This window comes from Pseudomonas sp. FG35 (assembly GCF_057809295.1).
This window is the reverse complement of the sequence record NZ_JBMDJR010000003.1, coordinates 228,889-254,289: the sequence shown is the minus strand read 5'-3', so window position 1 is coordinate 254,289 and position 25,401 is coordinate 228,889. Positions and strand designations below refer to the sequence as shown.

23 protein-coding genes are annotated in these 25,401 nt (G+C 61.2%); 9 read left to right on the top strand and 14 right to left on the bottom strand.

Features of this window, described 5'->3' with window-relative positions; genetic code table 11:
* Positions 1–30: 30 nt before the first annotated feature.
* On the top strand, positions 31–1,563 hold the full coding sequence (locus tag ACODTD_RS07630; RefSeq protein ID WP_041475320.1) for an MFS transporter: 1,533 nt from the start codon (positions 31–33) through the stop codon (positions 1,561–1,563).
* 49 nt (positions 1,564–1,612) lie between these two features.
* Here ACODTD_RS07630 and ACODTD_RS07625 read toward each other — a convergent pair whose 3' ends face one another.
* Positions 1,613–3,004, bottom strand: coding sequence for an aldehyde dehydrogenase family protein (locus ACODTD_RS07625; RefSeq protein WP_489104689.1), 1,392 nt, complete (start codon positions 3,002–3,004; stop codon positions 1,613–1,615).
* 103 nt (positions 3,005–3,107) lie between these two features.
* Between ACODTD_RS07625 and ptrR the strand changes: the two genes are divergently transcribed.
* Positions 3,108–3,989, top strand: coding sequence for a putrescine utilization regulator PtrR (ptrR, locus tag ACODTD_RS07620; RefSeq protein WP_489104764.1), 882 nt, complete (start codon positions 3,108–3,110; stop codon positions 3,987–3,989).
* Positions 3,990–4,077: 88 nt separating this feature from the next.
* Positions 4,078–4,740 (top strand): M24 family metallopeptidase, encoded by a 663-nt coding sequence (locus ACODTD_RS07615; protein ID WP_201819183.1) that lies wholly within the window; start codon positions 4,078–4,080, stop codon positions 4,738–4,740.
* Between the two features lie 46 nt (positions 4,741–4,786).
* Here the strand turns inward: ACODTD_RS07615 and ACODTD_RS07610 are convergent, their stop codons facing one another.
* Positions 4,787–6,352 carry an aldehyde dehydrogenase (NADP(+)) gene (locus tag ACODTD_RS07610; RefSeq protein ID WP_011334649.1) on the bottom strand — a complete coding sequence of 522 codons (1,566 nt, stop codon included), beginning with the start codon at positions 6,350–6,352 and terminating at the stop codon, positions 4,787–4,789.
* Entirely contained in the window at positions 6,349–6,987 is a 639-nt protein-coding gene (locus ACODTD_RS07605; RefSeq protein ID WP_489104688.1) for a cysteine hydrolase family protein, read from the bottom strand. Before ACODTD_RS07605 ends, ACODTD_RS07610 begins: the two co-directional genes overlap by 4 nt.
* A 99-nt stretch (positions 6,988–7,086) precedes the next feature.
* Between ACODTD_RS07605 and ACODTD_RS07600 the strand changes: the two genes are divergently transcribed.
* Entirely contained in the window at positions 7,087–7,584 is a 498-nt protein-coding gene (locus ACODTD_RS07600; protein ID WP_489104687.1) for a winged helix-turn-helix transcriptional regulator, read from the top strand.
* A 71-nt stretch (positions 7,585–7,655) separates the two neighbouring features.
* Here the strand turns inward: ACODTD_RS07600 and ACODTD_RS07595 are convergent, their stop codons facing one another.
* From ACODTD_RS07595 to ACODTD_RS07570, 6 genes are all read right to left on the bottom strand, one after another.
* Positions 7,656–9,071: a purine-cytosine permease family protein gene (locus tag ACODTD_RS07595; RefSeq protein ID WP_489104686.1), complete on the bottom strand. Its 1,416-nt coding sequence runs from the start codon at positions 9,069–9,071 to the stop codon at positions 7,656–7,658.
* A 289-nt stretch (positions 9,072–9,360) separates the two neighbouring features.
* Positions 9,361–10,509: an acetylornithine deacetylase gene (gene argE / locus ACODTD_RS07590; protein ID WP_489104685.1), complete on the bottom strand. Its 1,149-nt coding sequence runs from the start codon at positions 10,507–10,509 to the stop codon at positions 9,361–9,363.
* The gene (locus tag ACODTD_RS07585; RefSeq protein ID WP_285358180.1) at positions 10,506–11,183 is read right to left on the bottom strand and encodes a DUF1028 domain-containing protein; all 678 of its coding nucleotides are present in this window, start codon (positions 11,181–11,183) and stop codon (positions 10,506–10,508) included. The genes argE and ACODTD_RS07585 overlap by 4 nt, the downstream gene beginning before the upstream one ends.
* Before the next feature lie 27 nt (positions 11,184–11,210).
* Complete coding sequence (locus ACODTD_RS07580) at positions 11,211–11,627, bottom strand: RidA family protein (RefSeq protein WP_064380484.1); 417 nt, start codon at positions 11,625–11,627, stop codon at positions 11,211–11,213.
* A gap of 58 nt (positions 11,628–11,685) precedes the next feature.
* A complete protein-coding gene (locus tag ACODTD_RS07575; RefSeq protein WP_489104684.1) occupies positions 11,686–12,993 on the bottom strand; it encodes a flavin-containing monooxygenase in 1,308 nt (435 codons plus the stop codon).
* Positions 12,994–13,252: 259 nt separating this feature from the next.
* Complete coding sequence (locus tag ACODTD_RS07570; RefSeq protein ID WP_221614511.1) at positions 13,253–14,071, bottom strand: alpha/beta fold hydrolase; 819 nt, start codon at positions 14,069–14,071, stop codon at positions 13,253–13,255.
* Positions 14,072–14,255: 184 nt separating this feature from the next.
* Between ACODTD_RS07570 and ACODTD_RS07565 the strand changes: the two genes are divergently transcribed.
* Entirely contained in the window at positions 14,256–14,702 is a 447-nt protein-coding gene (locus tag ACODTD_RS07565; RefSeq protein WP_011334641.1) for a winged helix-turn-helix transcriptional regulator, read from the top strand.
* A 75-nt stretch (positions 14,703–14,777) separates the two neighbouring features.
* Here ACODTD_RS07565 and ACODTD_RS07560 read toward each other — a convergent pair whose 3' ends face one another.
* Together ACODTD_RS07560 and ACODTD_RS07555 are read right to left on the bottom strand one after the other, a co-directional pair.
* Positions 14,778–15,821: an LLM class flavin-dependent oxidoreductase gene (locus ACODTD_RS07560; protein ID WP_489104683.1), complete on the bottom strand. Its 1,044-nt coding sequence runs from the start codon at positions 15,819–15,821 to the stop codon at positions 14,778–14,780.
* Positions 15,822–15,888: 67 nt separating this feature from the next.
* On the bottom strand, positions 15,889–16,374 hold the full coding sequence (locus ACODTD_RS07555; protein WP_011334639.1) for a flavin reductase family protein: 486 nt from the start codon (positions 16,372–16,374) through the stop codon (positions 15,889–15,891).
* Positions 16,375–16,699: 325 nt separating this feature from the next.
* Between ACODTD_RS07555 and ACODTD_RS07550 the strand changes: the two genes are divergently transcribed.
* Positions 16,700–18,106 carry a purine-cytosine permease family protein gene (locus tag ACODTD_RS07550; protein ID WP_489104682.1) on the top strand — a complete coding sequence of 469 codons (1,407 nt, stop codon included), beginning with the start codon at positions 16,700–16,702 and terminating at the stop codon, positions 18,104–18,106.
* Between the two features lie 252 nt (positions 18,107–18,358).
* The gene (locus ACODTD_RS07545; RefSeq protein ID WP_011334637.1) at positions 18,359–19,459 is read left to right on the top strand and encodes a polyamine ABC transporter substrate-binding protein; all 1,101 of its coding nucleotides are present in this window, start codon (positions 18,359–18,361) and stop codon (positions 19,457–19,459) included.
* A gap of 42 nt (positions 19,460–19,501) precedes the next feature.
* On the opposite strand, the gene ACODTD_RS07540 is transcribed toward ACODTD_RS07545, so the two are convergent.
* Complete coding sequence (locus ACODTD_RS07540; protein WP_489104681.1) at positions 19,502–20,479, bottom strand: TerC family protein; 978 nt, start codon at positions 20,477–20,479, stop codon at positions 19,502–19,504.
* A 194-nt stretch (positions 20,480–20,673) separates the two neighbouring features.
* Between ACODTD_RS07540 and ACODTD_RS07535 the strand changes: the two genes are divergently transcribed.
* Positions 20,674–21,624 carry a Dyp-type peroxidase gene (locus ACODTD_RS07535; protein WP_489104680.1) on the top strand — a complete coding sequence of 317 codons (951 nt, stop codon included), beginning with the start codon at positions 20,674–20,676 and terminating at the stop codon, positions 21,622–21,624.
* 39 nt (positions 21,625–21,663) lie between these two features.
* Here ACODTD_RS07535 and ACODTD_RS07530 read toward each other — a convergent pair whose 3' ends face one another.
* Together ACODTD_RS07530 and ACODTD_RS07525 are read right to left on the bottom strand one after the other, a co-directional pair.
* Positions 21,664–23,376, bottom strand: coding sequence for an amidase (locus ACODTD_RS07530; RefSeq protein WP_489104679.1), 1,713 nt, complete (start codon positions 23,374–23,376; stop codon positions 21,664–21,666).
* A 138-nt stretch (positions 23,377–23,514) separates the two neighbouring features.
* Positions 23,515–24,303: an AraC family transcriptional regulator gene (locus ACODTD_RS07525; protein ID WP_011334633.1), complete on the bottom strand. Its 789-nt coding sequence runs from the start codon at positions 24,301–24,303 to the stop codon at positions 23,515–23,517.
* Positions 24,304–24,388: 85 nt separating this feature from the next.
* On the opposite strand from ACODTD_RS07525, the gene ACODTD_RS07520 reads away from it, so the two are divergent.
* Positions 24,389–25,387: a bile acid:sodium symporter family protein gene (locus ACODTD_RS07520; RefSeq protein WP_285358162.1), complete on the top strand. Its 999-nt coding sequence runs from the start codon at positions 24,389–24,391 to the stop codon at positions 25,385–25,387.
* The last annotated feature ends 14 nt before the right edge of the window (positions 25,388–25,401 follow it).

Sequence of the window (25,401 nt, the reverse complement as noted above, 5' to 3'; positions counted from 1 at the left end):
GCCTTGTTTTCTATTCATTGGATGAAATCCATGACAACCGTCTCCCAATACCAGGGCGCGCGCGAAAAGCTGCTGATCCTCGCGGCCATTTGCCTGTCGGCGCTGGTCCTTCCGTTAAGTTTTACCGGTGGCGCGGTGGCAACGCCGGCCATCGGCCGTGACCTGGGCGGCAGCCCGGTGGCGCTGACCTGGATCACCAATGCGTTCATGTTGTCGTTCGGCAGTTTGCTGATGGCGGCCGGGGCGCTCGCCGACGTCTATGGACGCAAGCGCCTGTTCACTGCCGGCATGCTGTTATTCACCGCAGCGTCGATTGCCCAGAGCCTGGCGCCTTCGGTGTTCTGGCTGGATGTGCTTCGGGCGATTCAGGGCGTGGCCGGTGCGGCGGCGCTGGCCAGTGGTTCGGCGGCGTTGGCGCAGGAATTCGAAGGCCATGCGCGCACTCGTGCGTACAGCATGCTCGGCGCCACGTTTGGCATCGGTCTCGCGTTCGGACCTCTGGTGGCCGGGGCGTTGATCGAGGCGTTCAACTGGCGCGCGATCTTTGTGTTTACCGCGCTGATTGGTGTGATCGCGATGGTCTTCGGCCTGCCGCGCATGCGTGAAACCCGTGACCCCGACGCCAGCGGTCTCGACTGGCCGGGTACCGTGACGTTCAGCTCGATGCTGGCGCTGTTCACGTTCGGTGTGATCCAGGCGCCCGAAAGCGGTTGGGGCAGTCCTTTAGTGGTCGGTCTGTTGGGTGCTTCGGCGTTGTTGCTGGCACTGTTCGTCTGCATCGAAATGCGCGTCAAACGTCCAATGCTCGATCTGACGCTGTTCCGCTTTCCGCGCTTCGTCGGCGTGCAGATGCTGCCGATCGGCACCTGCTATTGCTACATCGTGCTGGTGGTCATGCTGCCGCTGCGCTTTATCGGTGTCGAAGGCTTGAGTGAAATCGATGCCGGCCTGCTGTTGCTGGCGCTGTCGGCGCCGATGCTGGTGGTGCCGATGCTGGCGGCGTCCATGACACGGTTTGTCTCGGCCGGCATCCTGTCGGGCGTGGGCTTCCTGATTGCCGCCATGGGGCTGCACTGGCTGAGCCTGTACAACGTCGGCGAGCCGAAATTCGCGCTGGTGGTGCCGATGGTGTTGATCGGGATCGGCGCGGGTCTGCCGTGGGGCTTGATGGATGGACTGTCGGTCAGCGTGGTGCCGAAAGAGCGCGCCGGCATGGCGGCCGGGATTTTCAACACGGTACGGGTGGCGGGTGAAGGGATTGCACTGGCGAGCGTGGCGGCGATTCTTGCCTCGCTGCTGCATACCGATCTGCAGGCTGTGGCCAACGGTGCAGATGCAGCGCTGATTGCCGAGACCGCGCACCGGGTGACCACTGGCGACATGGCCCATGCGATCAACACGGTTCCGGGCCTGGCCAATGAGCATCTGGTTCAAGGTTACGCTTCGGCGTTTCAGTACCTGCTGCACATCCTGACGATCATCACGCTGGTGTCGGCGGCTGTGGTGCTGGGGCTATTAAGCAAAGATCGGACGGTGTCGGAACACCAACAGGCTCCGGCATAAATGAAAAAGCCCGGAAGCGCAAAACGCTTCCGGGCTTCTTTTCATTGGATCAGCGGCGATCCAGCCACACCGTCTGCGCGTTGCAGAACTCGCGCACGCCGAAGTGCGACAGCTCGCGGCCGAAACCGCTTTTCTTCACGCCGCCGAAGGTCACGCGCGGGTCGCTGGCGGAGTAGCCGTTGATGAACACGCCGCCGGTTTCCAGTTCGCTGGTCAGTTGCTGAGCCAGGGCGACGTTGGCGGTGTAGATCGTGGCGGTCAGACCGAACTCGCTGTCGTTGGCCAGGGCCACGGCGTGAGCGCAATCGCGGGCGGTGATGATCGAGGCCACCGGGCCGAACAGTTCCTGTTTGAACGAGGTCATGCGGTCGGTGACATCGGCCAGCACGGTCGGCTCGTAGTAATTGCCGGGGCCTTCGGCCTTGCCGCCACCGAGCAGTAGGGTGGCGCCTTCTTCGAGGGTGTCGCGCACTTGTTGGTCGAGTTCGTCGCGCAGGTCGAAACGGGCCATCGGGCCGATGTAGTTGTCGGCGGACAACGGGTCACCCATCTTCAACTGACGGGTGGCGTCGACGAATTTGCGGGTGAATTCTTCGACCACGCCTTCTTCGATGATCAGGCGTTTGGCGGCGGCGCAGACTTGCCCTGAGTTCTGGTAACGACCGATGACGGCTGCTTGCACAGCTTCGTCGATATCGGCGTCATTGAGCACGATGAACGGATCGGAGCCGCCCAGTTCCAGTACACATTTCTTCAGCGCGGCACCGGCCTGTGCGCCAATGGCCATGCCGGCGCGGACGCTGCCGGTCAGGGTTACGGCGGCAATGCGCGGATCAGCAATGGCGCTGGACACGCCTTCCGGGGTGACGTTGATCACTTCAAAAACGCCATCGGCGAAACCGGCGCGGGTGAAGGCATCGCGCAACAGATAGGCGCTGCCCATCACGTTCGGCGCATGCTTGAGCACGTAGGTGTTGCCGGCGATCAGCGCCGGGACGGCGCCGCGCAGCACCTGCCAGATCGGGAAGTTCCACGGCATCACGGCGAGGATCGGTCCGAGCGGACGATACTCGATGCGCGCCTTGCCGCCTTCGACCAGCGTCGCTTCGGCGTTGAGCATGGCCGGGCCGTGTTCGGCGTACCACTCGCAGAGCTTGGCGCATTTCTCGATTTCGCCACGGGCCTGGGCGATCGGCTTGCCCATTTCCCGAGTGATCATGGTGGCCATGGCTTCGCTGCTGTCCCGCAGGGCCCCGGCCAGCGCGGTCAGGGCGCGGGAGCGATCCTGCAGCGGTTTGCGTTTCCACTTGTTGAAGCCGAAGGCGGCGCGGGTCAGCGCAGCGTCGAGGGCTTCGGCGGATTCGAACGCGTAATGACCGATCTGCTCGCCGGTGGCGGGATTGATCGAGATAGCGTGGGTCTGGCTGGAAATCGGGCTCATGGCATCGTCCTGCGAGGTCAGTGGATGCGCTCAGAGTAGGGTGGCGTTTGGTTTCTGGAAACTGAATAATAAAGAGCGTTTCTTTCACGATTGGAGAATGACTGTGGATCTGGTGCAACTGGAAATCTTCAAGGCCGTTGCCGAGCACGGCAGCATCAGCGCGGCGGCGGCGCAGATCCATCGCGTGCCGTCGAACCTGACGACACGCATCAAGCAGTTGGAGGAGGATCTGGGCGTCGACCTGTTCATCCGCGAGAAAAGCCGTTTGCGCCTGTCGCCGGCCGGCTGGAGTTTTCTCGAGTACGCACGGCGCATTCTTGACCTGGTCCGGGAAGCGCGCGCCACGGTGGCCGGGGAGGAACCGCAAGGCGCGTTCCCGCTGGGCTCGCTGGAAAGTACGGCGGCGGTGCGGATTCCCGGTTTGCTGGCGACCTACAACCAGCAACACCCGAAGGTCGATCTGGACCTGTCGACCGGTCCGTCCGGGACGATGATCGACGGTGTGCTTTCGGGGCGCCTGGCGGCTGCGTTCGTCGACGGCCCGGTCCTGCACCCGGCGCTGGAGGGCATCCCGGCGTTCGAAGAAGAAATGGTCATCATCTCGCCGCTTCACCACGGGCCGATCCAGCGCGCGGCGGACGTGAATGGCGAGAACATCTATGCATTCCGTTCGAACTGCTCCTATCGCCATCACTTCGAAAAATGGTTCAGCACCGACGCTGCCGTGCCCGGCAAGATCTTCGAAATGGAGTCGTATCACGGCATGCTCGCCTGTGTCAGTGCCGGCGCCGGCCTGGCCCTGATGCCACGCAGCATGCTGCAAAGCATGCCCGGCTGCGCGACGGTCAGCGTATGGCCGCTGGCGTCGGATTTCCGCTATCTGACGACGTGGCTGGTATGGCGGCGGGGCACGGTTTCGCGCAGTCTGAGCATGTTTGTGCGCTTGCTGGAAGAGCGCGGTGTGGTGCGCGCAGAAGAGAATTGACACGTTGTGTCATGGTTGTATCTTAGGCGTTCTGTTTCGCAATATAAAAAACTATACAGCGCAAGCGATTAGCCAGAAGGAATCAGCGATGACCACAGCCCTGAGCGGGAAAGAAGCGGTAGGTGAGCGTTTTGTGCTGGAAACCATGCGCCACGCCCAGCAGTTGACCTGGAAGGCCGTGGACGAGATCGCCAAGGTGATCAAACCCGGTATGCGCGAATCTGAAGCCCATGCGCGGGGCAAGGAAATTCTCGTCGAACTGGGCATGGACCGGATCTGGCATCCGCTGCTGATCCGCTTCGGCGCCAACACGCTGAAGACCTTCAAGGAGCGTTCCGACGGCGATCCGGTGCTGGGCGAGAACGACATTTTCTTCATCGACATGGGCGTGGTCTGGGAAGGTCACGAAGGCGATGCCGGGGCGACGTATGTCACCGGTTCCGACCCACAAATGGTCGCTTGCGCGGCGGCCTCCAAAGAACTCTTCGACAAGGTCGAAACCTTCTGGCGCAAGGGCGTGACCGGTGTCGAGCTGTACCGTTACGCCACCGATCAGGCCGAGGCGATGGGCTGGAAACTGAACCTGGACATCAAGGGCCACCGGGTCAGCGATTTCCCTCACGCGATCTATCGCGGCGGCAATCTTGGTGACTTCGATCAGGCGCCGAATGCCGGTGTGTGGATTCTGGAAATCCAGATCGAACACCCCGAGCTTCCGTACGGCGCTTTCTATGAGGACCTGCTTATTTGATTGAACAAGCATGCCCGATTCGGTGATCCGCCGAACCGGGCATTTTTTATTGGCCGTCGATGCTGCGGGGCAGATCGAGTGGATTGGCGTCGCGCAACACCTCCGGCAGTAATGCATCGGGAAAGCCCTGATACGCCACCGGCCGCAAAAAGCGCTCGATCGAGGTCATGCCGACCGAGGTGAAACGGCTGTCCGAGGTGGCCGGGAACGGCCCGCCGTGTACGGTGGCGAAGGTCACTTCCTGCGGATGGGCGAAAGCGTTGACCACGATGCGTCCGGTGCGGCGCTCGAGGATCGGTAGCAGACGCCGGGCCAGATCCAGATCGCGGTCTTCAAGGTGAATGGCTGCGCTCAGTTGACCCTTGAACGAACGGGCGACCGCCAGCAACTCTTCATCATCCCTGACCGTTACCAACAGCGCCGCCGGACCGAACACTTCATGGGCCAGCGCCGGCTCGCTGAGCAGGCCTTGGCCGTCAACTTCCAACAACGCCGAGCGTCCCTCAAACTGACCATCCGCCGGCGCGCCGACCGCCACCAGATTGGCCCCCACGCTTTCCATTGCCACCAGCCCTTTGACGTATGAACCGTGAATCCCCGGCGTCAGCATCGTACGCGCCGACGCTGCACTGACCCGCTTGATCATGGCGCTGCGCAACGCTTGCAGACCTTCGCCCTCGACCGCGATCAGGATCGACGGACACAGACAGGCCTGCCCGACATTCACCAGCATCCGCTCGACAAAGCCATCGCCGATTTCACCGCCACGCGCGGACAGCGCTGCGGGCAGAATGAACGTCGGGTTGACGCTGGTCATTTCGGTGAACACCGGGATCGGATCAGGCCGTAATTGCGCGCGACGATAAAGCGCCATGCCGCCCACCTCTGAACCGGTGAACGTCACCGCTTTAATCAAAGGATGATCGACCAGCGCCTCACCGATGGCATTGCCACCACCGCGCACCATGGAGAAAACCCCTTCGTGCAGACCGTGCATTTGCACCGCTTTACGGATGGCGCGCGCCTGGATTTCCGAGGCACCGGGATGCGCGTTATGCGCCTTGAGAATCACCGTTGCACCGGCCGCGAGTGCCGACGCGGTGTCACCGCCGGCCACTGAATAGGAGATCGGAAAATTGCTTGCACCGAAGATCGCCACCGGGCCGATGGCGACTTTTTGCAGGCGATGATCCATCCGTGGCCGCGGCTGGCGATCGGGTTGCGCCGGGTCGATCGCCAATTGCAGGAAGCGACCCTTGCGCACCACGTCGGCGAACTGGCGGAACTGGGTGGCGGCCTTGGCGGCTTCGCCCTCCAGTTGTGCCTGGGGCAGGCCGGTTTCCAGTGCGGCGCGGGCGGCCAGCTCCTCACGGACGGCGTCGAGGTTGTCGGCGATGCTTTCCAGAAATGCCGCACGCTCGGCCAGCGAGGTGTGGCTGTAGCTGTCGAAGGCCGCATCAGCGAGGGTTGCCGCCTGATCGATCTGCGACGCACCGCCGAGGGCGAATTCCGGTTCGAGCAATTGGTTGGTTGCCGGGTTCAGCGCCTTCATCGTGCCCTCGGTAGCGGGGACGTCAGCGGCGCCGATCAGCAGGTGGCCGGTCAGAGTCATTTTGCGTCACCTTGCGACTGAAGGTTGGCGATCAGTTCGTCTGTAGTGGTGATGACATGGGCGAACGTCGGACCGTTGAGTTCATGGGCGGCGTGCATCATTTCCTCTTTGAACGCGGCGGTGGCATCGCGCACCAGCGTGACGTGATAGCCGAGTTCGGACGCATAGCGGGCGGTGGCTTCGATGCAGGTGTTGGCCAGCAGGCCGACGATGATCACGTGGGTGATGCATTGCTGTTTCAGGCGAAAATCCAGGTCGGTGTTGGCGAAACCGCTGGAGCCCCAGTGTTCCTGAACCACGACGTCGCCGTCCTTCGGTGCGAAATCCGGGTGCCATTCACCGCCCCATTCGCCGCGCGCAAAGTGGTGCATGTGCATGATCTTTTGTTGGGTCGGGGTTGGATGATCCCAGTTCTCGTAGTCGCCTTTGACCCAGCGATGATGCGGTACGATGAACACCGGAATCGGCAGGGCCCGCACGGCGCGATCGAGTTTGCGCAGGTTGTCGAGCAGGCCGTTCTGCTCGGCCATCGGTTTGAGCAGCGGAAAGATCTTGCCGCCCTCGGAGAGAAAATCGTTGTACGGATCGACCAGCAGGTAGGCGGTTCTGTCGAGCGGATAAAGAGGTTTCGACATGACGATGTACTCCGGCAATGAGAGTGATCGATGCTCAGGGCTTGTTCCCGCATCGTGTTGATATGATAATCATAGTAACTGTGTAAGAGGCAAGCCCTGATGGCTGTAAACGATAGTCTTCCTGAGACCCTGTGCCCGATTTCCCGGGCCGAGGCGATCGTCGGCGACCGCTGGACGGTGCTGGTTTTGCGCGAATTGTTCATGGGCAGCCATCGCTATGACGAGATCCTGGCGCAGACCGGCGGCACGCCGCAGATGGTCGCCGCCCGTCTGAAAAGCCTGGAGGCGGACGGACTGGTCGAGCGCCGCTTGTACAACGAGCGGCCGAAACGCTACGAGTACCACCTCACCGCAAAGGGTGAGGCGTTTTATCCGGTGGTGATCGCGTTGCGCGCCTGGGGCGAGACCTGGTGTAAATCGCCGGAGGAGGGGCTGGCGGTGAACATGACCCACAAGAACTGCAACCACAGCGCCGGCCTCGGACCGATGTGCGATCACTGCGGTGAAGTGTTGCGCCGTGAGGATTTGATCAGCCAGCCGCAACAGGCGTACGCCGCCGAACGGCAGGCGCGGCGTGAGGCGTTCAAAGCTAAATAGACGGCTCCATCCAAAACAAAAAAAAGCCCTCATTTGCGAGGGCCTTCGCGTGTCAGCGCAAAACGGATGACTTACAGATTGTTCGCCAGTTTTCCGGAAGTCAGCCGCCGACGATAAGCACTGTCACGAGTCGCCAGCCAGAAATACAGCGGAGAGGTCACCAGCAGGCCAACCAGCCACGACAGGTCCGCGCCGTTGATGTGCGCCGACACGGGCCCGACGTACAGCGGCGTGTTCATGAACGGAATCTGCACCGCGATACCGATCGCGTAAGCCAGCAAGGCCTGCGGGTTGTAACGGCCGTAGATGCCGCCGTCGACCTGGAAGATCGAGCCGATGTCGTACTGGCCTTTGTGGATGGCGTAGAAGTCGATCAGGTTGATCGCGGTCCACGGCACCAGTACGACCAACAACACCAGCACCATGTCGACGAAGTGGCCGATGAAGTCTGCCGACGCGCCGACCGCAGCGAAGCAGCAGGCCAGCAGGACGATGATCGAAATCACGGCGCGGCTCTTGGCGGTCGGGATCCAGCGGTAAGCGAAAGTCTGCACCAGGGTGATCAGCGACAGCACCGCGCCATACAGGTTGAGGGCGTTGTGGCTGATCACGCTGAGCAGGAACAGCACCAGCATCAGCGGGCCGATGGCGCCGGTGGCGAGTTTCACCGCGTCCATGGTGTCCATACCCACTGGCGTTGCCAGCACGGCGACGGCGCCGAATACGAACGACAGGCTCGAACCTAGCGCCGAACCCAGATAGGTCGTCCAGAAGGTCGCTGCCACCGGCACATTCGCCGGCAGGTAACGCGAGTAGTCCGAGACGTACGGCGCAAACGCGATCTGCCACAGCGCTGCCAGCGACACAGTTGCCAGCCAGCCCGAGAGGTTGAAGCTGCCGCGAGTGAGGAAATCATCGGTCTGGATGTGGGTGAGGATGTAGCCGAAGCCGACCACGATGCCGATCCCCAAGACCCAGGTGCCGATGCGGTTGAGCACGTGGATGAAGCGGTACCCGATGATCCCGATGATCCCCGAACCCAGCGCGCCGATGACGATGCCGACCGGCACCGGAACGCTGTCGACCACGCCATGCAGCGACTTGCCGGCCAGCACGATGTTGGAGGCGAAGAAACCGATGTACATGACGCCGGCAATCAACACCACCAGCAGTGCGCCGAGGGAGCCGAATTGTGCGCGGCTCTGGATCATCTGCGGAATGCCCATCTGCGGACCTTGCGCCGAGTGCAGCGCCATCAGCACACCGCCGACCAGATGGCCGACCAGAATGGCGACGATGCCCCACACCAGATTCAGGTGAAACAGCTGCACGCCGAGGGCGCCGGTGACGATGGGCAACGGCGCGATATTGCCGCCGAACCAGAGGGTGAACAGATCCCGAACCTTTCCGTGGCGATCTTCGGGCGGCACGTAGCCGATCGTGTGTTTTTCAATGAGCGGTGCAGACGTTGATGCAGAGGTGGTCATGACGAACTCCAAGGCAAGGACGAGTACGTGGACGTACTTCAATGAGCGCCGGCACGGACGGCGCATTTCTTGTTGGGGTTGATCATGGGCAAGGAAAGGGGAGAGATAAATTAGTAGTTTTGTTGCTTCAGGCGTTAAAAAAACGAGGCTCTCCGGTCAGCGGAAAACGCTCTGTTCCGGTCGTTTCAGAGCCATGAACGACAACGCAGCTGACCTCCATCGGAGCAGCTGTCTGTCGGTGTTATTGCGGCTCGGATGCAGACCTGAATCCAGCAGCCAGGCCGTTTTTTCAGAGGCGGATCGACGCCAGCATCCGTTGCAGCATCGCATCGCAGGCCGTGAGCTGATCGATGCTGACGAACTCGTCCGGCTTGTGCCCCTGATCCATGCTGCCGGGACCGCACACCACCGTGGGAATCCCCACTGCGTCGAACAAGCCGCCTTCGGTCCCAAACGCAACAGTGCCGAAATCGTCCGAACCGCAGAACGTGGCGATCAATTGCGCAGCCTGGCTTCGGGCATCGGTGGCCAGCCCCGGATAGGCCGACAATTCACTGAAACGGATATCGCTCTGCTCGCTGACCGCCCGCATGCGCGGCAGCATTTGCTGCTCGGCGTAGGCCTTGAGTTGCCGCGCAACGACCGCCGGATCCTGCGAGGGCAGGGCGCGGATTTCGAAGTCGAAACGGCAATCGGCGGGGACGATGTTCAACGCCTTGCCACCGCCGATTACGCCGGTTTGCACCGTGGAATACGGCGGGTCGAAACGCGGATCGACGTGTTCGTCCTTGAGCTGCCGGCCGATACGTCCGAGCTCGCCGATCAGCTCGGCGGCGCACTCGATGGCGTTCACTCCGAGCGGCGCGTAGGCCGAGTGACAGGCATGACCCTGGACATCGCAGCGCACAGCCAGTTTGCCCTTGTGCCCAAGTACCGGTTTGAGCTCGGTCGGCTCGCCGATGATGCACAGCAGCGGTTTGACCGGACGTTGCTCCAGCACCTTGAGCAGCGAGCGCACACCGAGGCAGCCGACTTCTTCGTCGTACGACAGGGCAATGTGCACCGGCAGGCGCAGCGGTGCTTCGATCAACGACGGCAGCAGCGCCAGCACGCAGGCGATGTAGCCCTTCATGTCCGCGGTGCCACGACCGTAAAGCTTGCCGTCGCGCTCGCTGAGTTCGAACGGCGGCAGCGTCCACGGCTGGCCATCGGCGGGCACCACATCGGTGTGCCCCGACAACACGATGCCCGGTTGATCGGCCGGGCCGATCGTGGCGAACAGATTGGCCTTGCTGCGCTCATCGTTGTAGATCAACTCGCACGGCACATCGAAACCTTCGAGGTAGCTGCGCACGAAGTCGATCAATTGCAGGTTGGACTCGCGGCTGGTGGTGTCGAACTCCACCAGCGTCTTGAGCAACGCGACGCTGTCGCTCATCGGTCGTCTCCGGCAACTCCATAACCCGGCGCCTTGGCCGGATCGAGGGCGCGGTCGATGTAGTCCTGAAGCTGCGGGCAATAGGCGTCCCAGAGTTTTTGCAATTGGCCGATCGGGTCTGCATCGGCCCAGTCCACCCGCAGGTTGACGATGGGCCAGGTCAGTTCACCCACCACGACCACCGCTGCCGAATGCACCGGACCTGCTTCACCACCCAGGGACTGGGCGGCGTGCAAGGCCTTGATCAGGCGATCGGCCAGTTGCCCTTCGCCTTCTTCGAACGCGCTGACCATGGCTTCGATCACCGAGCGCCCGGCGAGCATGTTGCCCGCCGCCACGCATTGCTCGCCGGATACGGCGTTGTGCACGCCGAGGGTCTGCGCGCCGCTGAAATGCGCGGTCTGGCCGAGGTGATTGATCGCCGTGATCTGCCGGTACTGACTGTAGCCGTTGCGGGTCAGCACCTTGTCCAGTGCAGCCTCGGGTGCCAGGCCTTGCTCCATCAAAGCGAGCACTTCCGGACCGAGCGACGGCAGGGTGATGTTCTGGCTCGACACCGCGCCAACACCCGGCAACAACCAAGGGCAGCGGGCGCCGACGGCGATGCTGGAGGAACTGATGGCGATGCCGAACTGGCCGGTTTCGGGGCAACGGGCGGCGATGGAAAATGTCATGTGTGGCCTCCTTTCGCTAAGGTCGAATTACTCGGGAATCACCGCAACCACATCAATTTCCATCAGCCATTGCGGTTGGCCCAGTGCCGACACCACCAGTCCGGTGGAGATCGGAAAAACACCCTTCAGCCATTTGCCAACTTCCTGATACACCGGCTCGCGGTAGCGCGGGTCGATCAGGTAAGTGGTGGTCTTGACGATGTGGCTGAGGTCGCTGCCTGCCTCTTCGAGCAGTTGCTTGACGTTACGCATGGCCTGTTCGGTCTGTGCGCGCGGGTCGCCGAGGCCGACCAGTTCGCCCTCGAAATTGGTCCCGACCTGACCACGCACATACACGGTGTTGCCGGCGCGCACGGCCTGGCACAGGTCGTTGTCCAAGGTCTGGTTCGGGTAGGTGTCCTTGGTGTTGAACATGCGGATGCGGGTGTGGGTTGGCTGACTCATGTGCGGCTCCTGACGAAATCGGGCCCGGCGCGATGGGCGCCGGGATTGAAGAGGGAAATCAAGCGTCGACGGTGTCGACAGCGTGGTTGTGCAGCGCGGCTTCGCGTTGTTCGGCATCGCGATAGGCCAGGTATTTGCGCTGGGTGGCGATGTGATCGGCCACGTGTTTGGCGTCGTGCCACACGCCCCAGATGAACGACGAGCCGCGTCGCGATTGCCACGGCAAGCCGAGGAAATACACGCCCGATTCACTGGACACACCGCGCTGATGTTGCGGCTTGCCGTTGTCGTCGAAAGCGGCGACTTTCAGCCACGAATAGTCCACGGCAAACCCGGTGGCCCAGATGATCGAGGTGATACCGGCGGCGGCCAGATCGAGATCGGCCAGCGGGTTTTTCACGCATTCAGGGTCCGGATACGTTTCGCGGGCTTCCGGTTCCAGCGGCAGATCGAGGCCGTTGCGTTCGATGTAGGCGTCGGCGGCATCCAGCAGTGCGAGGTAGTTCTCGTCGCCACGCTTGAGGTTGTCGCGCAGGTCCTGTTTGAAGGTCACCACGCCGTTGCTGAACGATTCGGTGACGCCGACCAGGGTCATGCCGCGATGGGCCAGGCCACGGAAGTCGATGGTGCGGCCACCGTGGGCGCCGCTGACGGCGATGGTCACGTGCTCGCGGCCGGGTTTCATAGCAGCTTGATCCCACTCGCCGAGCACGCCCAGCCACCAGCAGAAATCACGGTTGCGGTAAGCGCGGGGAGGGCGGTCGTGGGCGCCGACCGAGAGGTAAACCTGCTTGCCCGAGCGCTGCAATTCATCGGCGATCTGTACGCCCGACGAACCGGCGCCGACCACCAGCACTGCGCCGGCCGGCAGTTGCTGCGGGTTGCGATAGTCGGCCGAGTGAATCTGCAGCAGGCGCTCATCTTTCGGCGCAATCGCCGGGATCACCGGACGCTGGAACGGGCCGGTGGCGGCGACGACGCGGGCCGCTTCGATCACGCCCTCGGAGGTCTCGACGGTGAAGCCCGGACGCCCGACATTGCGCACCACGCTTTTCACATCGACGCCGGTGCGGATCGGCGCATTGAATTTCTTCGCATAGGCTTCGAAGTAGTCGGCGACGCGTTCCTTGTGGGCGAAACCGTCCGGATCGACATCATCGAATTCCATCCCCGGAAAGCGGTCGTGCCACGCCGGACCGTTGGCCACCAGCGAATCCCAGCGCCCGGTGCGCCAGCGTTCGGCAATGCGGCTGCGCTCCAGCACCAGGTGCGGCACCCCGAGTTTGCTCAGGTGTTCACTCATGGCCACACCCGCTTGACCGGCGCCGACAACAAGCGTGTCTGTTTTTATTATTTCAGTGGTCATCTCTGATCCCTTCTCACGAGGCCGTTGGATTCAGGTCGCTGTCGACCTGTTCTCTGTGCTTGGGATCAGACTAGGGAGGGGGTGGTTATCGGTAAAATATTATTAAGCTGGCATGTGAAGATAAAAACGTGATGCAGAGGCCTGAAAGCCCCGTAAACACGGGGCTTCGCCCTGGCACTGAAAACCGGGACAACAAAAAAAAGGACCGCCGACAGGGTTGTCGACGGCCCTTTTCAAGGCGCGTTCAGATCAGCAGGACTCAGCGATCAAGAAACGCCAGCAGGTCTTCATTCAATTGCTGCGCATGGGTGACCGCAAAGCCGTGTGGCGCACCTGCGTAGACTTTCAGTTCAGCGCCCTTGATTTGGGCAGCCGCTTGTTTGCCGGTGGTTTCAAACGGGACGATCTGATCGCCATCGCCGTGAATCACCAGGGTCGGCACATCGATTTTCGCCATGTCCGGGCGGAAGTCGGTTTCCGAGAAAGCGGTGACGCAATCCACGGTGCCTTTGAGCGAGGCCAACAGCGCGATGTTCAGGGTTTGGGTCAGCACGCCGTCGGAGACTTTCTGGCCCTGGTTGGTACCGTAGAACGGAGCGTTGAAGTCAGCGATGAACTGCGCGCGGTCCTTCAGCAGACCAGCCTTGATACCGTCGAACACCGACTTGTCGACGCCCTCAGCAAAGTCCGGCTTCTTGCCGAACAGCGGCGTCACCGCGCCCAACAACACCAGCCCGGCAACGCGTTCGTTGCCGTGGCGCGCAATGTAGCGGCTGACATCGCCGCCGCCCATAGAGAAGCCGACCAGGGTCACGTCGCGCAGATCCAGGTGTTCGATCAGTTGCGCGATGTCATCGGCGAAGGTGTCGTAGTCGTAGCCGGTCCACGGCTGCTCGGAGCGGCCGAAGCCGCGGCGGTCGAAGGCGATGGTGCGATAGCCACGACTGCTCAGGTATTCCATCTGGTATTCCCACATATCGGCATCCAGCGGCCAGCCGTGGCTGAACAGCACGGGCTTGCCGCTGCCCCAGTCCTTGAAATAGATCTCGGTGCCGTCTTGGGTCTTGAACGTGCTCATGAAAACTCCTTATGTCGGGGTGTGTGTGGTTGCCGGGATGGCATCGCTGACTATCGCGGTTAAGGGTCTGGTCTACTTGTACGCAGGTGCTAAGTTTCGCCAGCCGATCAGCGTAGACGCTCGCGGGCGCCAGAGTTGTAAGATGCAACCACGATTTGATGACCGTTTTGCTGGAGAGCGCTGAATGAAACGCAAAAGCCTTGCGGGCAATGCCTGCCCGATCGCCCGGACACTCGACCTGATCGGCGACTGGTGGTCGCTGCTGATCATCCGCGACGCGCTGGAAGGCATCAGTCGTTTCAGCGATTTCGAGAAGAGCCTGGAAATCGCCAAGAACATGTTAAGCACCCGGCTCAAAGGGCTGGTGGAGCGTGACATCCTGCGGCTGGTGCCGGCGTCCGATGGCAGCGCTTACAAGGAGTACGTGCTGACTGAAAAAGGCCGGGCGTTGCAAACCGTGATCGTTGCATTGTCGCAGTGGGGTGGCGAGTTCATGTTCGAGCCGGGCGAGTCGGGTTCTGTGATGGTCGATGCGCAGAAGCGAAAGCCGATCAGGAAGCTGGAGCTGCTATCGGCCGATGGTCGCCAGTTGGCGCCGGAAGATATCGTGACAACTTCTACTGCCTACTGACACCTGCGTCAGGCGAAAAAAAAGCGCCCCGACGTTCTGTTCGGGGCGCTGTGCATTCAGGGGCGCTTGGCGTATTTAACGAAACGCCGGCACCACATGCTTGATAAACAACTCCAGCGACTTCTTCTTCTCCGCATGCGGCAAGCTGTTGTCGCACCAGAAACTGAACTCATCCACGCCCAGTTCCTGGTAGTACTTGATCCGCGGAATGATCTCTTCCGGCGTGCCGATCATGGCGGTCTTGTGCAGGCTCTCCAGTTCAAACTCCGGACGCCCGGCAAACTTCTCTTCCGGGCTCGGTGCCAGGAAGCCGTTTACCGGCACTTCCTTGTTGCCGAACCAGGCATCGAACGTGCGATAGAAATGGGAGATGGCTTTGGCGCCCACCTTCCAGCCTTCCGGGTCATCCGCCGAGTGCACGTGGGTATGACGCAGCACCATCAATTGCGGACGCGGTAGATCCGGATTGTTGTCCAGCGCAGTCTGGAACTTGTTCTTCAGGTCTAGGACTTCTTCGTCGCCCTTCATCAGCGGCGTGACCATCACGTTGCAGCCGTTGGCCACGGCGAAGTTGTGCGAGTCCGGGTCGCGGGCGGCGATCCACATCGGCGGATTGGGCTTCTGGATCGGTTTCGGCACGCTGGTGGAGGTGGGGAATTTCCAGATCTCGCCATTGTGGGCGTAGTCGCCTTGCCACAGCGCGCGGACCACCGGGACCATTTCCCGTAGCGCCTGACCGCCGCTGGAGGCGGGCATGCCGCCGGCCATGCGATCGAATTCCACTTGATAGGCACCACGCGCCAGACCGACTTCCATCCGGCCGTTGCTGATCACGTCGAGCAAGGCGCATTCACCGGCGACCCGCAGCGGGTGCCAGAACGGCGCGATGATAGTGCCGGCGCCCAGGTGAATGGTGGTGGTCCTGGCCGCGAGGTAGGCCAGCAGCGGCATCGGGCTCGGCGAGATGGTGTATTCCATCGCGTGGTGTTCGCCGATCCACACGGTGCTGAAACCGCCGGCCTCGGCCATCAACGTCAGTTCGGTCAGTTCTTCGAACAGTTGACGGTGGCTGACGCTTTCGTCCCAGCGTTCCATGTGTACGAACAGGGAAAATTTCATGACGCTACCTCAAATCTCTTGTGGTCGGCCGGTCGCTTGCCGGCCTGTTTAAGTGCAATCGTGCGGATCAGGCGAAGGCGGACAGGGCGCCCATCTTGCCGTGGCAGTACACCAGCGGGCCGGCGTCCTGCTGAGGGAGAATGAGGTTCTTCACCGCGCCGACCATGATCGCGTGGTCGCCGCCTTCGTATTCGCGCCACAGCTCACATTCGATGATAGCTGTCGCGTTGGCCAGGATCGGGTTGCCCAGTTCGCTCAGCGTCCACTCGATGCCCTGCGCCTTGTCCTTGCCTTTGCGGGCGAAGGCATAGGCTTCGCTCTGCTGACCGCCGGACAACACGTGAATGGCAAAGCGTTTGTTCTTGATCAGGACGGGGTAGGAATCGGAACTGTAGTTGGGGCAGAACAGCACCAGCGCCGGGTCCATCGACAGCGAGCTGAAGGCGCTGGCGGTCAGGCCGACGATCTGGCCGTCGTCATCCAGCGTGGTGATGACGGTAACGCCGGACGGGAACGAGCCCATGACTTGTTTGTAGACGGCAGCATCGATCATTGGTCAATCCTCGAGTGCGGTGAAGCGTGTTTTTATGTGTTTATGGGTCTGATGGTATACCGTAATACATCGATTGCAAGCGCTTTTTTGGTGAAACGATAAACGTGGTGTATTCGTCGGAAACTCAACAGTTACGGGCCTTTCGTCTAGCCGTAAGGCCTTGATATCGGAGAGGATGCCGTATCAGTTAACGCCGCAAACAGCGGATCAGTCTTGTGAAAATATTGGAATACCATAATATGGTGTTCATCTGAGGGGCGGCCACGAATCTCCCCCGGTTTGGCTTCATACAACGATAAGAACAGACCCAATCGAGTTCATTTTTATGTCCCAGATGTCCCGGCAAGATCCGTTGATCGAGAATCACACGGTCGACTACGTCCCACTCGCGGAACGCCACGGGAAGGCCCGCGACCTTTTCACTCTTTGGTTCAGCACCAACATCGCGCCACTGCCCATCGTCACCGGCGCCATGGTGGTTCAGGTATTTCATCTCGACTTGTTCTGGGGGCTGCTGGCGATTGCGCTGGGGCACATGATCGGCGGCGTGGTGATCGCCCTGGCGTCGGCGCAAGGCCCGCGCATGGGCATTCCGCAGATGGTGCAGAGCCGGGGCCAGTTCGGGCGTTACGGCGCGCTGTTGATCGTGTTCTTTGCGGCGATCATCTACATCGGCTTTTTCATTTCCAACATTGTGCTGGCGGGTAAATCCATCGTCGGCATTGCGCCGTCGGTGCCGGTGCCGTTGAGCATTCTGATCGGCGCTCTCAGCGCCACGGCCATTGGCGTGATTGGCTACAACTTCATCCACACGCTCAACCGCATCGGCACTTGGGTGATGGGCAGCGCGTTGCTGGCCGGGTTTATCTACATCTTCGCCCATGAGTTGCCGGCGGACTTCTTTACCCGTGGCAGCTTTAATCTTTCCGGATGGCTGGCGACGTTATCGCTGGGGATCATCTGGCAGATCAGCTTTTCGCCGTACGTCTCCGACTATTCCCGCTACCTGCCGGCGGACATCGGGATCGGCAAGCCATTTATCGCGACTTATCTGGGCGCCACGCTGGGCACGATTCTGTCGTTCACGTTCGGCGCGGTGGCGGTACTGGCGACGCCGGAAGGCACTGAGGCGATGGCGGCGGTCAAGCAATCCACCGGTTGGCTCGGGCCGATTCTGATGGTGCTGTTCCTGCTCAACATCATCAGCCACAACGCGCTGAATCTGTATGGCGCGGTACTGTCGATCATTACCTCGATCCAGACCTTTGCCAGCCAATGGACGCCGAGTATCAAAGTGCGAGTGAGCTTGTCGGGCGTGGTGCTGGCGGGCTGCTGCCTGGTGGCGCTGGGCGCGTCGGCGGATTTCATTTCCGAGTTCATCGGTTTGATTCTGGCGCTGCTGCTGGTGTTGGTACCGTGGGCGTCGATCAACCTGATCGACTTCTATCTGATCAAGCGCGGTAGCTACGACATCGCCTCGATCTTCCGCGCCGACGGCGGCATTTATGGGCGCTTCAACTTGCACGCGATCATTGCCTACTTCATCGGCATCATCGTGCAACTGCCGTTCGCCAACACATCGTTGTATGTCGGGCCGTACGCCAATCTGGTGGAAGGCGCGGACCTGTCATGGCTGGTCGGCCTGATCGTGACGTGCCCGCTGTATTACTGCCTGGCGACCCGTGGCCAGACTCAGCAGAGCAGGGCGGCGCGGTTGGGTTTTACCGACTGAGCGTTCGCAGGCTGTTCAAACAATGCCCGGCACTTCGCCGGGCATTGTTGTTTCCGCATCCCGACGGTCACGCAAATTGGCCGTTTCGATCCCCTTTTGGCCAACCGGCTACTGTGCTGCGACTACGCTGTCAGCAAGAATCGGAGCCACAACTAAATGCTGCACCTTCCTTGCCCTTGGCTGATTTGCAAGCCGCTGCCGTGTACAGAACATAAAAACCATCGACTCACGCTGCATTCGGGGAAACACAACATGGTCACGATGAAACGCATTCTGGGCGCCACTGTTTTCGGGCTGACGCTGCTGGCCAGCGCCGTACAGGCCGAACAGCGCGAACTGCGGGTGTACAACTGGGCGGATTACATTCTGCCGTCGGTGCCCAAGGATTTCGCCGCCAAAAGCAACATCAAAGTGACCTGGGACACCTTCGATACCAACGAATCCCTCGAGGCCAAGTTGCTGACCGGTAACTCCGGCTATGACCTGGTGGTGCCGTCGAACCAGTTCCTCGATACCCAGATCAAGGCTGGCGTGTTCCAGAAACTCGACAAGTCCAAGCTACCGAACTGGAGCCACCAGGACCCGGCGCTGCTCAAGTTGCTCGACGCCAACGACCCCGGCAATCAGTACGGCGTGCCCTACATGGTCGGCACGGTGCTGATCGGTTTCAACCCGGCCAAGGTCAAGGCTGCGCTCGGTGAGAATGCGCCGGTGGACAGCTGGGATCTGGTGTTCAAGCCGGAGAACATGGAAAAGCTGAAATCCTGCGGCGTGGCGATGCTCGATTCGCCGTCGGAAATCCTGCCGCTGGCTCTGCATTACCTGGGCCTCGACCCGAACAGCCAGAACCCGGCCGACTATGAGAAAGCCAAGGACCTGATGCTCAAGGTTCGCCCTTACGTCACCTACTTCAACTCGGCCAAATACATGACCGACATCGCCAACGGCGATATCTGCGTGGCCATTGGTTATTCCGGCAGCTTCTACCAGTTCGGCAACCGTGCCAAAGAGGCGGGCAACGGCGTGGTGGTCGACTGGCGCTTGCCGAAGGAAGGCGCGCCGATCTGGTTCGATACCTTCGCCATTCCGAAGAGCGCGAAGAACGTCGAAGAGGCCCACGAGTTCCTCAACACCTTGCTCGATCCGAAGGTCATCGCTTCGATCAGCGACTTCCTCGGTTACCCGAATGCCAACAAGGATTCGCTGCCGCTGATCAACAAGGAAATCACCGGCAACCCGAACCTGACGCCGACCAGCGAAGCGCTGAAGAAGCTGTACGTGGTGCAGCCACTGCCGCAGAAACTGGAGCGGGTGCGGACCCGGGTCTGGACCAGCATCAAGTCGGATAAATAAGCCCAAAACCGGGGAAGCGAACCACGTTCGCTCCCCCGGCTGTTATTTCGCCTGACTTTCTTCAGGCGATTTGTCCTTCGTCAGGATCAGACTCAGCACCACCGACGCCAGAATCAGCCCGCCGACGATCGCCAGCGACCACTCCACCGGCATGTGAAACCACGGCATCACCGTCATCTTCCCGCCGATGAACACCAGCACCAGCGCCAGCCCGTACTTGAGCAGATGAAAGCGGTCGGCCATGTCCGCCAGCAGAAAGTACAGCGCCCGCAGGCCCATGATCGCGAAAATGTTCGAGGTGAAAATGATGAACGGATCAGTCGTCACCGCGAAAATCGCCGGGATGCTGTCGACCGCAAACATCAGGTCGCTGGCTTCGATCAGCACCAGCACCAGAAACATCGGCGTGGCCCAGCGCACACCGTTCTGCAGCACAAAAAAACGCTCGCCGTGAAAGCCGTTGGTGATCCGCAAATGCCCGCGCACCCAGCGCAGCAGCGGGTTGTTATCAAGGTCCGGTTGCTGCTCGGCAAACACCAGCATCTTGATCCCGGTGATGATCAGGAACACGCCGAACACATACAGCAGCCAAGTGAATTGCGACACCAGCCAGACCCCGGCAAAGATCATCGCCGCGCGCATCACGATCGCCCCGAGCACGCCATACAGCAGCACCCGGCGCTGCAACTCCGGGGGCACGGCGAAGTAGCTGAAGATCATCACGAAGACGAACATGTTGTCGATCGACAGCGACTGCTCGATCAGGTAACCGGTGAGGAATTCCAGGGTCTTGACCTTGGCGATTTCGGGGCCGAATTCGCCGTTCAGGTACCACCAGAGCAATCCGGCGAAAGCCATGGCCAGCATGCACCAGGCAATCACCCAGCATGAGGCTTCACGTACCGAGACCCGATGCGCCTTGCGCCCACCGAAGACAAACAGGTCGACGGCCAGCATGGCGAGGACAAAAACGATGAAGGCGACCCACATCCAGGGTTCGCCGATGTTGATGGGGTGCATGCCGTTCTCCCTGTCTTTATGTTTTTTCGGGGTAGACGAGGCCATGCTAGTAGGAGCCTTCCGACAAAGAAAAATCGTTTATTTCGTGGGTATTGTTCGTTATTAACGAAGTGTCTGCCTTGGCAATGGGGTGACGGAAGGTATTTCAGTCAGTGCTTCTTTGCTAACCTCCCTTCGAGCCAGTCCATCATCCCTTGGGAGTCACGATCATCGACACGCCAGATCCTCAAGCCGTCTGCAGCCCGATCACCAGCGCTGCCATATTCATCGTGGCGACCCTCAACGCCGAGGCCGAGGCCGCCGAAAAAGTCCGCGGCTGGTGCGCCGATATCGCCGGCCTGACGCGCTCGGTCGGCAAGCGCGTTCCTTCGGGAAACCTGTCCTGCGTCTGCGGATTTTCTTCCAACGCCTGGGATCGTCTGTTCGGCAGTCCACGCCCCGCGTCATTGCATGACTTTCGCGAGTTTGGCGTAGAAGGGCGGCGCGCCGTTTCCACGCCGGGCGATTTGCTGCTGCACATTCGTGCCGATCAGATGGACCTGTGTTTCGAATTGGCGACGCAGTTGATGTCGGCGCTGGACGGCACCGTGACGGTGACCGACGAGGTGCAAGGATTCCGCTATTTCGACATGCGCAGCATCATCGGTTTTGTCGACGGCACGGAAAATCCGGTCGGCCGCAAAGCCGAGCATTTCACCCTCGTGGGCGATGAAGATCAGCCGTTCAGTGGCGGCAGTTATGTGCTGGTGCAGAAGTACCTGCACAACATGAAGGCGTGGAACGAGTTGCCGGTCGAGGCGCAGGAACGGGTGATCGGGCGCACCAAACTGTCCGATATCGAGCTGGACGATTCGGTCAAACCGAGCAATTCCCACAGCGCGCTGACGACCATCACCAAGGACGGCGAAGAGGTGAAAATCCTGCGCGACAACATGCCGTTCGGCCGACCTGGCGCAGGCGAGTTCGGCACTTATTTCATTGGTTACGCGCGTTCGCCGGAGCCGTTGGAGCAGATGCTGGAGAACATGTTTGTCGGCAAGCCGCCGGGCAACTACGACCGGTTGCTGGACTTCAGCACGGCGGTCACGGGCAGTCTGTTCTTTGTGCCTTCGGCGGATTTACTGGAAGAACTGGCAGAGCGATGAAAAAAAACGGCGGGATCAATTGATCCCGCCGTTTTGCATTTACTTGCCTGTCGCCAGCGCTGGCGTGCGTGGCGGCACCAGACGCCTGGAACCGGTCGCCTCAAACGCCGCTGCCAGACGCAGCAACGTCGAGTCGTCATAGGCGCGACCGGCAAACGTCAATCCCACCGGCATGCCGATGTCGGCCATCACGCCCATCGGCACGGTGACGGTCGGCACGCCGAGGTGGCGGATCGCAAGGTTGCCGTTGGCGACCCAGATGCCGTTGCTCCAGGCGATGTCCGCCGAGGCCGGGTTGACGTCGGCGTCGGCGGGGCCCACGTCGGCGTTGGTCGGGAACAGCACGGCGTCGAGGCCGAGACGATCCATCCAGTCTTCGAGGTCGAGCTTGCGAGTCTTCTCCAGACCGCGCAGGCCGTCCGGCAGGGTCGGGATCTGATCCCACGGCGTGATGCCGCGCTGGGCCATGCGCACGTATTCGTCCATGCCGGCAGCGAGGTCGCCTTCACGATTGGGCAGGGTGCCCGGGTCGTGGGGGAAGATTTTCGGGCCGTCGACGTCTGCCAGACGGTTGAGTTTCGGGTCGTCGTTGGCACGCAGGAAATCATCGAACGCCCAGGCCGACAGGTCCCACAGTTCGTGGTGCATGAACTCTTTCGAGACGATGCCGCGATTGAACACGGTCGGCGCGCCCGGACGATCACCTTCGCAGTTGGAGACCAGAGGGAAATCCACTTCGATCACTTCGGCGCCGGCGGCTTCGAGGGCCTGACGGGCCTGTTTCCACAGATCGATCACCGAGGCACGAGTGTTGATGCGTTGCCCGGTCGGGCCGCCGATGCCCGGTTCTTCGCTGGTGCCGGCTTCAGGGTCGGCGTTGATGTACATGCGCGGCACGCCGAGGCGTTTGCCGGCCAGTGCATCGCTTTTCACGGCGAGTTCAAGGTAAGAAGCCGGGCGCACCGAGGCGACGCTCGGGATCGGCACCCACGGTTGCAGGCGCCACAGGTCGCCACGGGTGTCGGTGTCTTCGGCGACCACCACGTCGAGGACTTCCAGCAGGTCGGCCATGGTACGGGCGTAGGGCACCACCACGTCCATGGTCGGCGTCAGCGGCCAGTTACCGCGTACCGAAATCACCCCGCGCGACGGCGTGTAGGCGCACAGGCCATTGTTCGAAGCCGGGCCGCGACCGCTCGACCAGGTTTCTTCTGCCAGACCGAAGGCCGAGAAACTGGCAGCGGTGGCGGTGCCGGCACCGTTCGACGAGCCGGAAGCAAACGGCGCAGTCAGATAATCAGCGTTATACGGGCTTTCAGCCCGGCCATAGACGCCGCGCTGCATCCCGCCATTGGCCATTGGCGGCATGTTGGTCTTGCCCAGGCAGATAGCGCCGCCCGCGCGCAGGCGCTCGATGGTGAACGCATCGCGCTGGGCCACCAGATCAACGAAGGCCGGGCTGCCGGACGCGGCGGTCAGGCCTTTGACCAGATAGCTGTCTTTGGCGGTGTAGGGGATGCCGTCCAGTGGACCGAGGGTTTCGCCTTTGGCACGGCGGGCATCGGAAGCCTGCGCTTCTTTCAACGCGTCGGGGTTGCGCACGATCACCGCATTCAGGGCCGTAGCGGTGTCCGGACCGTCATAGGCGTCGATGCGCGCCAGATAAGCCTGCACCAGTTCAACCGCCGTGGTCTGGCCGGATTCGAGCGCCGCGCGCAATTGGGCAATGGAAACTTCAGTGACTTCGATCATGCTGTTACCGCCGACAGGTTCGCTAAAGGGTGGTTGGTCATTGTTATCGTCGAAAGATGTCAAAGATTCTTGATGGGCGAAACTCTACCCTGAAATTGGCCCATTGGCATGCACAAAGTCGATAAATATCGGTTAATTTCATCGGAAAAACTCTCCCGGCGTCTCACCAAACTGTTGGCGAAACGCCGCGATAAAGGCCGACGTCGAGTCATAACCACACGCCAAAGCCACGTCGGTGACGCGTTCGCCACGCTCCAGCGGCGTCAGCGCACCCAACAGACGCAGGCGCTGACGCCAGGTGCGGAAGGTCAAGCCGGTGTCGCGCAGGAACAGCCGAGTCAGCGTTTTCTCGGTCACGCCGAATTTTTCGCTCCAGTGCGCCAGGGTGGTCTGCTGTTCCGGATGTTGCTCCAGACTCTGGTATATCTGGCGCAGGCGACTGTCCTGCGGCAATGGCAGCATCAGGTCGATGGGCGGGGCATCGGCCAGTTGATCGAGGATCACCTGGGCCAGGCGCCCGTGCGGGCCGCTCTGGTCATATTCGACAGGAATCTGACTGAACGCTCGAATCAGCTCACGCAAAAGATCGCTGACGCCGAGCACATGGCAACGCTCCGGCGCCCAGTCGGCAACACTGCAATCGATGTACAGGCTGCGCATTTCCGTGTGCGGTGAACTGAACACCCGATGTGGTACGCCCGCCGGAATCCACACCGCACGCTCCGGTGGGGCAACGAAACGACCGACGGCAGTCTGCACTTCGAGCACGCCCTGGATCGCATAGGACAACTGCACCCACGGATGACTGTGGCGGCGGGTGAGTGCACGATTGGGCAGCGATTCGGTGCGCCCGTACAGTGGACGCGGCAGGCTGGGCAGCCCGGGAATGCTGCGTCTGACGCTCTTGTCGTGTCCTTTTGGCGGCATCTGTGGGTTCTTCGGCGTTAGTCGGTAATTTTCAGTCACGTTAGAGTCGCTTCAACGTACTGGCAACCCCCCGGATGAGCAAACCATGACGCGCCCACGATTTTTGCCCGACAACTTCACCCTGACCCTGATCGGCGTGGTGCTGCTGGCCAGCTTCCTGCCCGCCAGCGGCCAGGTCGCGGCCGGCTTCGGCTGGCTGACCAACATTGCCATCGCGCTGCTGTTTTTCCTGCACGGCGCCAAGCTGTCGCGGGAATCGATCATCGCCGGCGCCGGTCACTGGCGCCTGCATTTGCTGGTGTTCGGCCTGACCTTTGTCCTGTTCCCGCTACTGGGACTGGCGCTCAAGCCGCTGCTGTCGCCATTGATCGGCGATCAGCTGTACATGGGCATGCTTTACCTGTGTGCGCTGCCGGCCACGGTGCAGTCGGCGATTGCCTTCACTTCGCTGGCGCGGGGCAACATTCCGGCGGCGATCTGCAGCGCAGCGGCGTCCAGTTTGTTCGGAATTTTCCTCACGCCGCTGCTGGTGACGCTGTTGCTGAACGTTCACGGTGACGGTGGCTCGACCCTCGATGCGATCGTGAAAATCAGTGTGCAACTGCTGCTGCCGTTTATCGCCGGTCAGATCGCCCGCCGCTGGATCGGGGCCTGGGTCGGTCGCAACAAGAACTGGCTGAAATTTGTCGATCAGGGCTCGATTCTGCTGGTGGTCTACGGCGCTTTCAGCGAAGCGGTGAACGAGGGCATCTGGCACCAGATTCCGGTGATCGACTTGCTGGGGCTGGTGGTGGTGTGCTGCATTCTGCTGGCGCTGGTGCTGCTGGCGTCCACAGTGCTGGGCAAGCTGTTCGGTTTCAGTCTGGAAGACCGCATCACCATTCTGTTCTGCGGTTCGAAAAAGAGCCTGGCCACCGGTGTGCCGATGGCGCAGGTGTTGTTCGCCGGCAGCACGATTGGCGTGTTGATTCTGCCGCTGATGCTGTTCCATCAGATTCAACTGATGGTCTGCGCGGTGCTGGCGCAGCGGTATGCGAAACGCCAGGAATCGGTGCCTGAACTGATGGCCCAGGTCGATCCTTGATCTAGGCTTCTGAC